The organism is Sphingopyxis sp. (assembly GCF_965279755.1).
GTDB lineage: Bacteria > Pseudomonadota > Alphaproteobacteria > Sphingomonadales > Sphingomonadaceae > Sphingopyxis.
The window spans coordinates 1,835,574-1,850,417 of the sequence record NZ_OZ257261.1 but is presented as its reverse complement, the minus strand read 5'-3'; the positions used below and the strand labels follow the sequence as shown (position 1 = coordinate 1,850,417).

10 protein-coding genes are annotated in these 14,844 nt (G+C 64.2%); 5 read left to right on the top strand and 5 right to left on the bottom strand.

The genetic code is table 11. The features are described 5' to 3' along the window. Positions 1-64: 64 nt before the first annotated feature. The 3 genes from ACQY80_RS09030 to ACQY80_RS09020 all read right to left on the bottom strand — a co-directional run bounded on the left by ACQY80_RS09030 (position 65) and on the right by ACQY80_RS09020 (position 6,907). A complete protein-coding gene (locus tag ACQY80_RS09030; protein WP_428678335.1) occupies positions 65-4,765 on the bottom strand; it encodes an NAD-glutamate dehydrogenase in 4,701 nt (1,566 codons plus the stop codon). Positions 4,766-4,926: 161 nt separating this feature from the next. Next, on the bottom strand, positions 4,927-6,264 hold the full coding sequence (locus ACQY80_RS09025) for a PAS domain-containing protein (RefSeq protein WP_428678333.1): 1,338 nt from the start codon (positions 6,262-6,264) through the stop codon (positions 4,927-4,929). A 232-nt stretch (positions 6,265-6,496) separates the two neighbouring features. Continuing rightward, the gene (locus tag ACQY80_RS09020; RefSeq protein WP_428678330.1) at positions 6,497-6,907 is read right to left on the bottom strand and encodes a hypothetical protein; all 411 of its coding nucleotides are present in this window, start codon (positions 6,905-6,907) and stop codon (positions 6,497-6,499) included. Positions 6,908-7,247: 340 nt separating this feature from the next. On the opposite strand from ACQY80_RS09020, the gene ACQY80_RS09015 reads away from it, so the two are divergent. The 5 genes from ACQY80_RS09015 (at position 7,248) to ACQY80_RS08995 (ending at position 12,990) form a co-directional block, all read left to right on the top strand. Then, positions 7,248-7,796, top strand: coding sequence for a hypothetical protein (locus tag ACQY80_RS09015; RefSeq protein WP_428678327.1), 549 nt, complete (start codon positions 7,248-7,250; stop codon positions 7,794-7,796). Positions 7,797-7,910: 114 nt separating this feature from the next. Further along, positions 7,911-8,609 (top strand): hypothetical protein, encoded by a 699-nt coding sequence (locus ACQY80_RS09010; RefSeq protein ID WP_428678325.1) that lies wholly within the window; start codon positions 7,911-7,913, stop codon positions 8,607-8,609. Positions 8,610-8,696: 87 nt separating this feature from the next. Further along, on the top strand, positions 8,697-9,497 hold the full coding sequence (locus ACQY80_RS09005; RefSeq protein ID WP_428678322.1) for a fimbrial biogenesis chaperone: 801 nt from the start codon (positions 8,697-8,699) through the stop codon (positions 9,495-9,497). Further along, complete coding sequence (locus ACQY80_RS09000; protein WP_428678320.1) at positions 9,494-12,085, top strand: fimbria/pilus outer membrane usher protein; 2,592 nt, start codon at positions 9,494-9,496, stop codon at positions 12,083-12,085. The genes ACQY80_RS09005 and ACQY80_RS09000 overlap by 4 nt, the downstream gene beginning before the upstream one ends. Beyond that, complete coding sequence (locus tag ACQY80_RS08995) at positions 12,085-12,990, top strand: hypothetical protein (protein ID WP_428678317.1); 906 nt, start codon at positions 12,085-12,087, stop codon at positions 12,988-12,990. Before ACQY80_RS09000 ends, ACQY80_RS08995 begins: the two co-directional genes overlap by 1 nt. A 36-nt stretch (positions 12,991-13,026) precedes the next feature. On the opposite strand, the gene ACQY80_RS08990 is transcribed toward ACQY80_RS08995, so the two are convergent. Next, positions 13,027-13,407, bottom strand: a complete 381-nt coding sequence (locus tag ACQY80_RS08990; protein WP_428678315.1) for an OsmC family protein — start codon at positions 13,405-13,407, stop codon at positions 13,027-13,029. Between the two features lie 115 nt (positions 13,408-13,522). Continuing rightward, entirely contained in the window at positions 13,523-14,821 is a 1,299-nt protein-coding gene (locus ACQY80_RS08985) for a sugar MFS transporter (RefSeq protein ID WP_428685697.1), read from the bottom strand. Positions 14,822-14,844: the final 23 nt, after the last annotated feature.

Below are 14,844 nucleotides of genomic sequence, written 5' to 3'. Positions count from 1 at the left end.
CCCCTCCCTACAGGAATCCTGGATCGGGAGGCTGGGCGGGGGAGCGGGCCGGTGCTGTTCTAAATCAACGCCCCAGCAGTCCGCGTGCTTGCCCCGCGAGGTGCGACAGCATCGCACCGTTCGGATTCGGGATCGTCCGCGCACGATCGACCGTCGTGCGGAACTGCGCGACACGCGGGGCATTGTCCGCGAGCCACTTCGTCACCGCCGTGTCGAGGTCGCCCTTCGGCAGGCCAGCGAGGAAGGTCAGGCGCATCTGCTGGAAATCGCGTGCAAGGCTGTTGACCAGCAGGCGCTCCCACGGATCGGCCGGGCTCATATGCGCCGCCAGCGTCTGCGCCCAATCGAGCCCGAGCGCTTCGCCGAGATGGGTGAAGGCGTTGGTCACCGCGACCTCGTCATCGCCGCGCCGCGCCGCCAGATCGACGATCCCGATCGCGCCGTCGGTCTTGAACAGCCGCACCACGGCAGAGGTCAGCCCGTCGGGGGCACCCGCGTCGAGCAATTGCTGCGCGAGCATGTCCCACTGGTGCCGCACCGATGTGCTTAGCAGCTGGTCGACGGTCGCCGTCAGACGATCGACCCCCGGCTCGAGCCGCGCGACGATCGGCCCCGGCTGCGACAGGGCGGGGCTGACGCGGAGCAGGTCCGCCATCTGCGACGTCATCGCCGAAGCGGCCTGACCGAACAGCGACAGGCGAATGCTCTCGTCGATCTTCGCCGTGTCGAGCGCCGACCAGGTATCCTTCATGTCGAGCAGCCGCTCGACCGCGACGAACGCCGCGGCGACCTCACCGAGCGAACAGCCTTCCTCTTCGACGAGTTCGAAGGGATGGACGACGCCCATGCGGTTGATGATGCGGTTCGCAAGCTTCGTCGCGATGATCTCGCGGCGCAGCTGATGATCGGCGATCGCCGATGCGAAATCGCGCTGCATCTCGGTCGGGAAGGCGGCAGCAAGGTCGCTTGCCAGCGCCGGATCGTTGGGCAGCTCGCTGTCCTCGATCGCATCCTGCAGCGCGAGCTTTGCGGTCGACAACAGCACCGCAAGCTCGGGGCGCGTGAGCCCGCGGCCCTCCTGCGCACGGCGGAGCAATTCGTCGTTCGCGGCGAGTCCTTCGACCTTGCGGTCGAGCCGCCCCGACGCCTCGAACGTCTCCATGATCCGCACCAGCGACGGCACCGCGGCCGATCCGCCCTTCTCGGCGATCGACAGCGCGAGCGCCTGAAGCCGGTTGTCTTCGAGCACCAGCGCGGCGACATCGTCGGTCATCCGCACGAGCAGCGCATCGCGCTCGTCCTGCGACAATCGCCCTTCGGCCATCTCGCGGTTGAGCGCGATCTTGATATTGACCTCGTTATCCGAGCAATCGACCCCGGCGCTGTTGTCGACGAAGTCGGCGTTGATCCGCCCGCCCTTTGCCGAAAAGGCGATGCGCGCGGCCTGCGTGACGCCCAGATTCGCGCCTTCGCCCACCGCGCGGACGCGCAGATCCTCGGCATCAACGCGCAGCGCGTCGTTCGCGGGATCGCCGACCTCGGCATTGTTCTGGCTCGCGGCCTTCACATAGGTGCCGATACCGCCGAACCACAGCAGGTCGGCGGGTGCTTTCAGAATCGCCGAGATCAGCGCGCCGGGTTCGATCTCCGCCTGCGACAGACCGAGCACGGCCTGCACCTCGGGCGTCAGCGGAATGCTCTTCTGGCTGCGCGGGAAGATGCCGCCGCCCTTCGAGATCAGCTTTGCGTCATAATCCGCCCAGCTCGACCGCGGCAGCGCGAACATGCGCGCGCGCTCGTTCCAGCTTTTCGCCGGATCGGGATCGGGATCGAGGAAGATATGACGATGGTCGAAGGCCGCGACGAGCTGGATCGATTTCGACAGCAGCATGCCGTTGCCGAACACGTCGCCCGACATGTCGCCGCAGCCGACGACCTGGATCGGGTCGGTTTGCACGTCGATGCCCATTTCGGCGAAGTGGCGCTGGACCGAAACCCATGCGCCCTTGGCGGTGATGCCCATCGCCTTGTGGTCATAGCCCTTCGACCCGCCGCTGGCGAACGCGTCGCCCAGCCAGAAGTCGCGCTCCATCGCGAGCGCGTTCGCGACGTCGGAGAAGGTCGCAGTGCCCTTGTCGGCGGCGACCACGAAATAGGGATCGTCGCCGTCGTGGATCACGACGCCCTTCGGGTGCACAACCTTGCCGCCGACGAGGTTGTCGGTGACCGACAGAAGCGTGCGGATGAAGATGCGATAGCATTCGGTGCCTTCGGCGAACCAGGCATCGCGGTCTTCGGCCGGATTGGGCAGGGCCTTCGGATAGAAGCCGCCCTTCGCACCGGTCGGCACGATGACGGCGTTCTTCACGCGCTGCGCTTTCATCAGCCCGAGGATTTCGGTGCGGAAGTCGTCGCGGCGATCGGACCAGCGAAGGCCGCCGCGCGCCACCGGGCCGGCGCGCAGATGGACGCCCTCGACGCGTGGGCTGTAGACCCAGATTTCGCGCCACGGGAGCGGCTTGGGCAGGCCGGGAACGAGCGCGCTGTCGATCTTGAACGCCAGCGCCTCGGCCGCGGCCGGCGCGAAGGCGTTGGTGCGCAGCGTTGCGCCGATCACCGCGTGGAAAAGGCGCAGGATGCGATCGTCGTCGATCGACGCGATATCGGCAAAGCCCGCAAGAATCTGTGCGTCGAGCGCCTCGGCGCGCGCCGCGTCTTTCGTCTTGGGATCGTGCAAGGCGCGGAAGCGATCGACGAGCGCGGCAGTCAACGTCGGCGCGTTGCGCAGCGCCGCAACCACCGTGTCCATGCCATAGGCCGAGCCGCCCTGCCGCATATAGCGGAACCATGCACGCAGCCAGACGATCGCCTGCGGATCGGTCTGGCTGATCAGAACGAGCTGGTTGAACGCGTCATTTTCTGCACGGCCGTCAAGCACGGCAGCGATCGCGCCCTCGATCGTCCCGGCATAGGGAATCAGCCCAAGTTCGTCGACCGACGACGGCAGGCGCAGCGAGAAATCGTGGATAAAGGCCGATTGCCCCTCCTCGCCTTCGCCATGCGCGCGCGCGACTTCGGTCGGAATTTCCTCGAGAACCTCGAATCCGAAATGTTCGAGCGCGGGGACGACGTCAGACAGCGCCAGCGGGCCGGCCGCGCTGTAAACCTTCAGCCGCAGCTCGTTGTCACCGTCGAGGGTCTGGCGAACCAGATGGACGCCGCGCGGGCGCTCGGCGTCGAGTTCGCGCAGCTGCAAGATGTCGACCGCCGCTTCGTCGGCGCTATAGCTGTTGCGATAATTCGCCGGAAACAGAGGCGCAAAGCGCGCCGCGAGCGCGGCCGCGCGGCCCGCATCGCCGTGCCGCGCGAGCGCGGTCTCGATCTGCGGCTGCCAGCCGCGCACCATCTGCTCGAGCTGCCCGTTGAGCGCAGCGGCGTCGGGCACGACGCCCCCGTCACGCAGGTCGAGCGTAAAGCGCAGCAGCGCCGCGCCGCCGTCTTCCAGCGCCATCGTCCAGTTGATGACGCCGGCCTTCGCCGCACGCACGAGCATGGTCTCGACCGCCTGACGACGACCCGTCGACACCTCGTCGCGCGGCAGCCAAGCAAAAGCAAACAGATGCCGGCCGAGCGCGCTCTGCACCATCACGATCTTCGGCCGTGGCCGGTCGGTGATCGACATCGAGGTAAGCACCAGCTCTTCGAGCGAGGCGGTGTCGAACGCGATCAGCAGGTCATGCGGCAGCGCGGTGAGCGCGTGCGCCAGCGCCTTGCCGGCATGTCCGGCAGGGTCGAACCCGAATTTCGCCATCAGCGCCTCGAGCTGCGCGCGCAACACCGGCACCTTCGCGGGCGGCGCCGACAGCGCGGCGCTCGTCCACAGGCCCGCATGGATCGACAGCCGTTCGACGCCCTTGCCCTTGAGCTCGGGGACGATCACCAGATCGAGCAGCACGCGGCGATGCACCGACGACAGCCGGTTGGACTTGATCAGCAGCGGAGATGCGCCGCCCTTGTCGAAATAATCAAACGCCGCTTCGAGCGCCGCGGGCGACAGGAGCTGCCCGGTGCCGCTCGCCGAAATGCCGAGCGGATCGTGCACCGCACCGTCGCGCGAGCGCCATTCGTGGCCAAGCTGCGTCATCGCGCCGCCTTCGAACCAGCGCAGCAGTTCGGCGGCTTCGCCGTCGGCACGCATCGCGGCGTCGGCGAGCATCGCGGCGCGCATCGCCTTCCAGTCGGCGACGGCCGAGCGTACGTCGGCAAGTGCGGCTTCAAGCGCGTCGAGCAGACGGCGGCGGGCCCGCGCGTCGCCGCGTTCGAGCTCCATATAGATGACCGATTCGCGTGCGCCGCCAGCCTTGCCGGCGTCAACGCCGGTCAGCTTGCCCTTCGTATCGCGATCGGCCGAGACGACGGGGTGCAAGATGCGGTGGATGACAAGACCCTGCGCGCCGACGATCTGCGAGACCGAATCGACGAGGAAGGGCATGTCGTCGTTGACGACCGCAAGGCGCATCCGGCGGTCGGTGCCGTCAGCGGCAATCGGCTCGAGCAGCAGCGAGGGCTTGCCTGGCAAACGATCGAGCGCGGCGCGCCCGGCGAAATCACCCGCCGCGGCGAGCGCCTTGGCGTCGAGATCGTCGCCTTCACCCGGCAGCGCGCTGCCGTGCAACGCGGCCGCGAAGGCCTTGGCGATTTTAACAGGGGCTTGCGGCGCCGAAGCGGTTTCGGCGTCAACGGTATCGGTAAGATTTGAAGGCATAGGGTTGCAGCATCCCGACGAAAAGAGGCGGGTCGCTGCCGGGGGAGGCCGTGACCCTTTCGCTAACCGCTTCTATGCGCCTGCCGCGCGCGCGGCTCAACCCCCGCGCACGCTTCACGCAAAATAATTTCAATTTTGGGTTTGTCTGTTACGTGGCCGTCTCAGACGCCGGTAATCGGAACCGCTTTTTTCGCAAGCTTCGCGACCAGCGCCGCATCGTCTGCGGCCTTCGCGACGATACCGATATGCCCGCCGGGCATCGCGCGCGCGATCAGCACGACGAACTCGGCATCGCCAGCGTCATGTTCGAGGATCAACGCGGGGTGAGCGCGGCGCAGCGCGTCGAGCTTGTCGTCCCCTGCGTCCGCAACGGCCCCATCGGGCTTGCGACGCGCGCGCGCGTCCTTGACGACACCCTTGAGGCCGCCCGGATAGCGGTCGAGATAGGCCGCAAGGTCGCCGCGCCCGACACCCTCTTCCCGGGCATGACCCAGCACACAGGCATATTCGGCAAGGCGCGTCTTGTCATAACCGGCCCCGAAAACGAGCTTGACGACGGGAGTCATCGGCGCGCGATCCTGCGCCTGCAGCCCGGCGTCCGCGAGAAGTTCCGCAAAGGCTTCGGGCTGCGCTTCGGCAGCGAGTGCAAAATCCCACGCCTTGCCGACAGCCTGATAGAGTGCAGTGCGGCTGCGGGTGTCGGCAGCAAGCGCCCGGTCGGCGGTTTCACGCGCGAGGGCGAGCCAGTCGGCCAGTTCGGCATCGGCGCCAGGGTAGTCCGAGAGCGGCGCAGCCTCGTCGGCGGCCGCATCGAACGGTGCCTCCCCCGCAACCTCGCCCGCGTCGAACGCGGCGAAGCCTGGAACGGCTTCCTCGTCGATATGCTCCGAATCGGGGCCGTCGGCCCACACCGGCACCGGCGCGGTCAACGGCGCGGCGCTGCGCAGCGCCTGTTCCACCGAAAGCTGAAGCTCTTCGGCCTCGTCGGCGGGGGCCGCTTCTTTCCAGTTGATGACACCCATGATAAAATCGATCGTGTCGTCGTCGGACGAAAAGGGCAGCAGGATGCCGCGGTACATGATCGTCACGCCGCGATCGTTCACGAACTCGGCCTCGAAGCCGATCGGCGCGCGGTTGGCGATGATCTGGAGATAATGGTCGGTCAGGCGCGATAGCAGCGAACGGCCCGGAATCTGATTGATATAGTGGACATCGTCGTCGACCTGCGATTCCTCGCGCAGCCGGTCGCCGATATACGAAAGGCCCGGATTCTCGATCCCGGCGGTAAAGTCGAGCAGGACCGAATAAGCCCCGAAGTCGGCACGCTCAAGGTCGAGATCCTCGACCGAGGGATAGGCGCGATCGGCCAGCAGCGAGGCCCAGTAATTATAGGCCCGGACCTGCATCCGCCGTTCGTCGACGCCGACCGCCGGGGGCGCGTCGATCGCGCCGTCGTCCTGGTCGTGGCTGCCCGAAAGCAGTCCGCGCAAGCTGTCCATCACATGTCCCCAGTCGCAAGCATTGGCCGATGTCATGCACCAGGAGTGGTAAAGGCGGCGTAAACGATGGCGGGCCGCCGTGGGCGGAGGAAGGAGCCGCCGGGTGCATCGCCAGAGGGCCAAAGGCCTCCGCGATGCGCGCTCGTGCACGGAACGAGAAAAGGCGGGAGAGTTTCCCCTCCCGCCGGAGCGATATAATTGGACCCGCGCGACGTGTCGCCGGGACGCCGGATCAGCTGACCTGAACCGCCAGATTAAAGCTATCGGCATCGAATCCATTGGCGCCGGGCGTGATTGCCAGATCGCGCGTCTGGATTTTGGGACCAAAGGCCCCCGGAACGATTGCCTGGCCCGACCCGTCGAGCACCACACTTGCCGCGCCAACGTTGACCACCGCGCCGCGCAAGCTTCCCGTGCTGTAGTTGAGAACGATCTGATACCCGTTCGGCGCGTTGCAATATTCGCGCAGCATCCCCAGGCGCGCACTGCCGTCGGCAAAGATGCTCGGCGAGGATTCGAACCGGAGCGAACATGCCACCGGCACGATCGCCTGAAGATTATAGCCGATCGATTCGGCATTTGCTCCGCCCGCAGTCAGTGCGAGGCCACAGGCGGCGGAGAGTACAGCAAGTTTCGCTTTCATCGTCGTTACGCCTACATGCTTGTTGATGGGCATGTTCTGGCAGCAAGAGATGAAGCCGCGGTACGCAGCCGTGGTTAACAGCGCAAAAACCTTCGTAAACGAGCACGGCCCCAGCGAGTCGAATCACTTAACATTTTGTTAGTTAACAAAGGCCGCCAAAGCGAGAAGCTCCCTTTTTGGCACAGATCCAAAGTCGATTTTTTCTATAAAACTGATTATTTTCAATAGTTTATAACAACCCCATTAACCACCCCCCTTAGTTTACAATCTGTTTAGCAGGGCTTATACCTTGTTAATAAATTACGAAAGTTTCTCGAAAGCCTGCGGGGGGCAGAAGAAAATGGGTAGGATGCTAAGCGGACATTTCCGCAAGGGAGCAGTGGCGTTGGCGCTATGCGCAACGACCGCTCCGGCATCGGCGGAAGAGATTGAGAATGTCCGGTCGCTGGCCATGCAGGTCCAGGGCCGGGTTGCCGAACAATGCTCGATCGGCCGCATCGAAGGCATGGATTTCGGTGATCTCACCAAACGGGGCAAGCGTGCATCGGCGCGCATCCCGTTCAATTGCAATGTACCGTTCGAGGTAAAGGTGCAGTCGCGTTTCGGCGGGCTGGCACATGTCGAGCAGCCGCAGGGCGAAGGCCCCTATGCCGGCGTGCTTCCCTATTCGATCGGTTTGCAGGTTGCCGTGCGTCGGCCGCAGTCGGGTGTGGTGTCGCGCACCTACCAGAGCGCAGACCTGCGGGGCGGACAGCAATTTTCGAGCGCTGGCGGCATCGCGTCCGACGGCATCGCGGTCGATGTAGCGCTGGGGCAGCCGTCGTCCGACGCAGGCCTGCTTGCCGGGCGCTATCGGGAGGTTATCGAGATTACGATCTCTCCCATCTGAAATAACAAAAAAATCAAGAAGTTGGGTCGCACCAACTCCGCACCCCGTTCGGTGCGACTTTAATCGCCTGAATCCCGGCACTCCGTCGGGGTAGGCAAATCTGAGGAGCGAATGATGAAAAAGCTTAATCTGGCCCTTATGGCTGCTGCCATGGTTGCGATGCCCGGCGTTGCACACGCCGATCCGATCAGCACCACGCAGATCACCGGCCTTGGCGGCCTCTTCGGCGTCGGCACCTCGTACAACGTGACCGGCCTCTCGCTCGGTGACACCGAAACCGCAACCCCGTCGCTGCCGACCGCGTTCACGCTGACCGGCAACGTCAACCCGGATTGCTCGTTCTATGCCGGCAACAATGCGGCTGCGCGCAACATCAACTTCGGCACCATCGGTGTCCGCACCGGCAGCGGTGAAAACGTTGGCGACGCGTTCGAAATGCGCGCTCCGGCCGTCGTGAACATCAACTCGGGCACCGCCGGCTGCAACACCCGCAACAAGGTGACGATCACCAAGCTGAACGGTGTCGACGGCATGACGAACACCGCCGCTGCCGCGGCTGGGTTCGACAGCAACCAGTTCACCGACAACCTGCCCTACACCGTCAACGCCAACTGGACCGGCGTCAATGTCGGCCAAGTCGGCCCGGGCACGGGCAAGTCGCTTACGGTTGGCGACAACGAAGCCTCGGACGATCGTGACGGCGGTGCATGGCGCTCGTCGTTCAACATGCTGGTGACCATCGGCACGCCGAACCTCGGCCTGGTGGCCGGCACCTACAGCGACACGCTGACGGTGACCCTGGCTGCCTTCTGATAGGGAAGCCTAAAGAATTGGGGGGGTAGGACCATTGGCTCCTTCCCCCCTTTTTCAACTTCCGGACGAATCGAGAGGCTTTTTGGGATGATTGGCTCCATATCGCGCGGACGCGCCCTGTCGTGGGTTGCTGCCGCAGCATTGATCGCCGTTCCGCTTTCCGCCGCCCATGCGATGCGCGTATCGCCGATGGTCGTCGAAATACTGGACCGCGGTTCGGGCGCAGTGGCCCGGGTGGAGGTCGAGAATATCAACACCGCCAATCTGCCATTCGAAACGCGAATCACGCGACTCGATTATGACGATGCAGGCAATCTGGTCGAAGTCCCGGCCGATGCCGATTTTCTGGTTTTTCCGCCGCAAGGCAATCTGCCACCGAAGGCGCGGCAGGTCATCCGCGTGCAATGGGTGGGCTCGCCGCTTCAGGCGTCGCAGGGCTATTATCTAACCGTCAAGCAATTGCCCGTGCAACTCGATCCGCTCGCCGGCTCCGAAACGGGCGCCCAGGTGCAGATCGTCTATAATATGAAGGCGCTGATCGCGGTCGCGCCGCAAGGCGCCGAACCGAAGGTCGAGGTGGTATCGGCAGTGCCGACCACTCTAGAGACGCCGAAAGCGGCTGACGGCACCGGCGGCGATACCGTTCCCGGGGTCGAAATACGTGTGCGGAATACCGGCACGCGCCATGCCTTCATGGCGGGTCCGAACTGGACGATCCAGGGCACCGGCCTCGACGGCAAGCCGCAGGTCGTCGAGGTGTCGAAGGACGATCTCAACCGTGACATCGGTGTCGGCTATCTGGCCGCGCTAAAGGGTGACCGCACCTTCAAGGTGCCGACCGGAAAAGCCTTTGCCAACGCGCCTATCAAGGTACGGTTCAGCAAATGAGGGGCGCTCGCTTCATTACTGGAGCGATGCTGTTTGCCGTGCTTGGCGGCGTTGCACATGCGCAGGTGACCGTGCCGTTGCCGCGGCCCCGGCCCACTCCCGCGCCGCCGCCTACGCCGACGATATTGGACTCGACGCCGGCAACGGTTTCGACGCCGACGCGGCTTCCCGATGTTCGCGTGGACATAAATCCCTATGACCGCGACATCGAACTCACCGTCCCGTTGACCTATCGCAACCGGCCGCTGGGCGATGTGCCGATCATTTTGACACGCGATGACCGCTTCATCGTCGATACCAAGGGTTTTCTCGATCTCGTGCTGCCGTTGCTGAATGCTGCGGCTCAGGAACAAATCAAGACACAGCTCGCCGGGCGCGACAGCTTTACCTCGCCCGACCTTGGCGAGATCGGCATCAAACTGGAATATGACCCCGGCACTCTGTCGGTCGTGGTGCTCAGCATCGATCCCTCGAACCGCGCGCTCGAATCGCTTTTCGACACGGCCCGCGACGACGATGATACGCCGGACATCCAGCCCGCTGATTTTTCGGCCTATCTGAACCTCAATCTCGCCCAGACCAAAGTGTGGGGCGAAAGCACCCGGGCGCCGTCGGTTTTTCTCAGCGGCGCGGCGCGTTGGGGGCAGATCGTAGCGGAAGCCGATGTCGAATTTTCGGAGCAGGGTTTCACGGGGTCGAGCGACTATGAATTCCGCCGCAACTTCGCCCGCCTTGTCTATGACGAGCCTGAAAAATACCGGCGCTGGCAGCTTGGCGACCTCAACCCCGAGGTGCGCGGCCAACAGGGCTATGCCCAGATGGGCGGCATCGGCGTAACGCGCCAGCGCCGCCGCTTCGACCCCTACCGCTCATCAGTTCTGCAAGGAAACCGCCAATTCGTGCTTCAGCGCGACGCGACGGTGGCTGTGCTGCGCAACGGCATTCCGATCCGCGAATTCCGCCTTGAACCCGGATCTTACGACGTCAGCTCCCTGCCCTTGCTGACCGGCAGCAACGACGTCGAGATCCAGATTCGCGACGACAGCGGCCGCGTCGAGAATATCGCCTATCGCGCCTATCTTGACCCGATCGACCTTGCCCCCGGCGACTATGAATATTCGGCCTATATCGGCGCGCTCAGCAAACGCTTTGGCGGCACCCCGAAATACGGCAACGACATCGCCTTCTCGGGTTTCTTTCGCAAGGCCTTCCTCGACAAGCCGGCAATCGGCGTCGGGCTGCAGCTCAGCCAGAAAACGCAGACGCTCACCGGGCAGACGCAGTTCGTGCTGTGGAATGGCGGCCGTCTGCAATTTGATGCCGGGATCAGCAACGCGAAGGTTGGCGGAACAGGCTATATCGCGGCGACGACCTACGAACAGATTTTCGACCGCGCCGGCCTGATCGACTCGCTGACACTGCGCGCCGACTATACGTCGCGCCGGTTCGCACCACTGGGCACCGATCTCCCCGACAACCAGGGCTCGTACAGCTTCGGCGCCGCCTATACGCGGGCGCTCAGCCAAAAGCTGACGATGCTGCTCGACGCCAATTACTTCAAAAGCCGCCGGAACGATTCGGACCGCTACCGGATCAGCGCGCTTGCGTCCTATCGCTTCGACCCGAAGTGGAGCGTGCGCGCCGGTGTCGACTATTCGAAATTTGGCGGCCCTGTCCTGGGCGGCAGCCCGCTGCGCAACGGCGGGTTCGGTTTCAGCGTGTCGCTGGTGTACCAGCCCAATTATCGCTCCCGCGCCGAGGCGCGGCACGACAGCAGCACAGATACGTCGACCGTGTCCTATACGCGGTCGACCGACGGGCGGATCGGCAGCCTCGGCTATGGCGCAATCGTGGGCGAGCAATCGGGCACGACGATCGCACAGGGCTTCGCCGACTATACCGCGAACCGTTTCGACGTTTCGGTCTCGCACACCACCGCCGGTGACGGCTTCAACTCGATCACCGATACGCAGGTTACGACCGCCCGTATCGGCACGACGATCGCCTTTGCCGACGGTGCACTCGGTATAGGGCGCCGGATCAACGACAGCTTTGCTGTGCTTTACCCGCACAAGAATTTGAAAGGACGTCGCGTCGTGGCGGGCCAGTCGTTGGCGCAGAATGATTATCTCGGGAAGAGCGGCCCGCTGGGCGGGGCCGTCAACGGCTTCCTGAGCTCCTACGTCAATCAGACGATCCAGTATGATATCGAGAATCCGCCGCTCGGCTACGACATCGGACCGGGGACGGTACGGGTTACGCCGCCCTATCGCAGCGGATACAAGATTCGCGTCGGCACCGATGCCTTCGCCAGCGCCACCGGAACGCTGCTGAAACCCGACGGCGCGCCATCGACGCTGGTCGCCGGGCGAGCCATCGCCCTCGATGGTCTCGACAAGGAGCCGGTGCCCTTCTTCACCAACTCGGCCGGGCGCTTTGCGGTGATGAATCTTCGTCCCGGCGTGCGTTATCGCGTGGAACTCAATCTCGGGGCGGGGACTTTCGAATTCGATGTTCCGCCTGATACAACAGGGCTGGTCGATCTCGGGTCGAGGTCGATTGCGCCAGAGTCGATAGGGAAACCATGATGCCAAGGCAGCTTCTGATCGTGCCAGCCCTGCTGGCGATGTGCTGGAGCAGCGCGGCGTCCGCGCAGCCGCAGCGGCAGCCCGAATGCGTGCTACGGATGGAAACCTCGTCGCCGAGCTGGATCATCCGCGGCTTCGACCCGTTCGGCCAGACGCTGCCCGCGGCGACCTTCGAGGTTACGTTCCGCAACGACGGCGACCGCGCTTGCGTCTTTCAGCCCAATTTCGTCCTCGACGGCGAGAGCTTTGGCCTGTCGAACAGTACGGCACCGCGCATTCCCTATACGCTGCTCGACATTTCGCGCGACGTGAACGTCACGCCGATTTCGGGACAATCGCTGCAGCGCGGCTCGCGCGGCCAGATCGCGGTTCCGCCGCGCAGTCAGATTCTCAATCGCTTCCTGCTCAGTGTCACCGACAACAGCATCGTCGGCGATGGCCTGTTTTCGCAGAATGTCCATCTGGAAGCGTGGAGCCCAACCGACATGGTGATCGGCGCGCGGCAGTTGACGCTGGGCCTCGACATCCTGCCGGCGGCGCGCATGTCGCTGGCCGGCGCGTTCCGCCGCAGCAACGGGCGCGCGCTCGTTGACCTGGGTGTCCTGCGCGACGGCCCGGTGTCGCTGCCGCTGCAACTGCAGGTGCAGAGCACACGCGGATACAAGCTCGACTTCGAGTCGCGGAACCAAGGGAAATTGCGCCTCGAAGGGACCGACTGGACGGTCGATTATGGCATGGCGATCGATGGCCAGTCGATTCCGTTATCCCAGCCCTATTCCTACACCGCGTCGCGTCCGAAATCGACGCTCGACCGGCTGCCGCTGTCCTTCTTCGTCAACGGCACCGAAGGAAAGCGGGCGGGGATCTATTCGGACACGCTTACCGTTTCCGTCTCGGCCTATTAACGACGCCTCGAACGAGCCACGCCCGCCGATCGCGGCTTATGTCAGTCGCGTATCGATCGGCAGGCCGTTCTTCAGCGTCAGCGTCACCGGCGTGCGTTCGGCAATATCGGCGAGCCGCGCCCTCTGCTCGTCGTCGAGCCCGGTGATCGTCAGCGTGCGGTCGATCCGACGCTCCTCGGCCCCGTGCAGCCGCAAGCCGACCTCGAGCGACTCCAGCGGCCAGTCCTTGCGGTCGGCATACATGCGCAGGGTGATCGCGGTACAGGCACCCAGGCTGGCGAGCAGCAGGTCATAGGGCGCAAAGCCCGCGCCCTGCCCGCCGAGTGCCGGCGGCTCGTCGGCGACAAGGTCGCGCCCGCCAACACTGATTTCGGTGCGATATTTATCCCGGCCGATGCGGGCGGTGCCATGCGCCATCGATGATCTCCTTGCCCGGCCGAACGTGACAGAAGTACGGCAGCGCTCAAGTGGAAAAAAACCGCCCGCCGCTTGGTGCGACGGACGGCCCCCTTATCCGGTCAATATGGCTCGATCAGGCGGTCGCGCGCCGCGACGCCCACAGGCCGAAACCAGCAATGGTCGCGTAGCAGACCAACGGAACCGCCAGCGCAACCCGGATGTCGCCGCTCATGTCGGTCATCAATCCGAACAGATAAGGGACGATCGCCCCACCGATAATCGCGGTACACAGAATGCCCGATCCCTGCGGCGTCCGTTCGCCCAATCCCTCGGTGCCGAGGCTGAAAATCGTCGGGAACATGAGCGAATTGCAAAAGCCGACAAAAATCAGGGCCCAGCCCGACAGCGCCCCCGTCGTCACCGCCGACAGAATGATCAATGAAATCGCACCCGCCGCAAAACCCGCGAGCACGCGCCCCGGCTTGGCCAGTCGCAGGATGAAAGCCCCGAGCAACCGGCCGACCAGCGATCCCAGCCAATAGATCGCGACCAGCTTGCCAGCGGCCTGAAGCCCCAACCCCATCACGCTCTTGTCGCCGAGATAGGCAATCAGGTTCGAGCCGATCGCTACCTCGGCCCCAACATAGAGGAAGAGACAAAGCGCCCCGAGCTGAACGCGGCGATTATGGGTCAGGAGATCCCAGGTCCCCTCAAGCTTCACATCCTCGGCCTTGGCATGGTCGAGCGTAGACCGGTACATCCAGAACACCGCCGCGATCGCCAGCATCAGCACGCCCAGCCACATATAAGCGGTGCCGATCGACGCTCCCTCGGCGACGCGATAGGCCTGGATCTGCGCTTCTGTCGCGGTCTCGGGATCGATCGGCTTTGAATCGCCGAGCAGGAAAGATGCACCGCCGTAAACCATCAGCGTCACGCCGATCGAATTGAACGATTGCGCGAAGGTCAATCGGCTGTGCGAGGTTTCGATCGGCCCCAAGGTCGTGATCACGGGGTTCATCGCAACCTGAAGGACCGTAATCCCTGCTCCGATACAGAAGAGCGCGGCGAGGAAACCCGGATAGGATGCCGCCGCCGAGGCCGGAATGAACAGAAAGGCGGCCGCAGCCACGATGATGAATCCGAGCACGAAGGTGCGGATATAACCGAGCTTCGACATGATGATGCCGGCGGGGATCGAAAAAGCGCCATAGGCGATGAAAAACGCCATCTGCACCAGATTCGCCTCGGCATGCGTCAGATGGAACATCGGCTTGAACTTGCCGACCAGCAAGTCGTTGATGTTCGTCACGCCGCCGAGCAGAAAGAACACGGCAAAGGCGAGGATCAACACCACGCGCGTGCTGCCGCCGCCCCGGCCCGGCCCTTGGTCCGGCTCCGCGCTCGTCACGATATTCGGCGCCAAGGCCATCGTATCTCTCCCCTTTTTCTGTT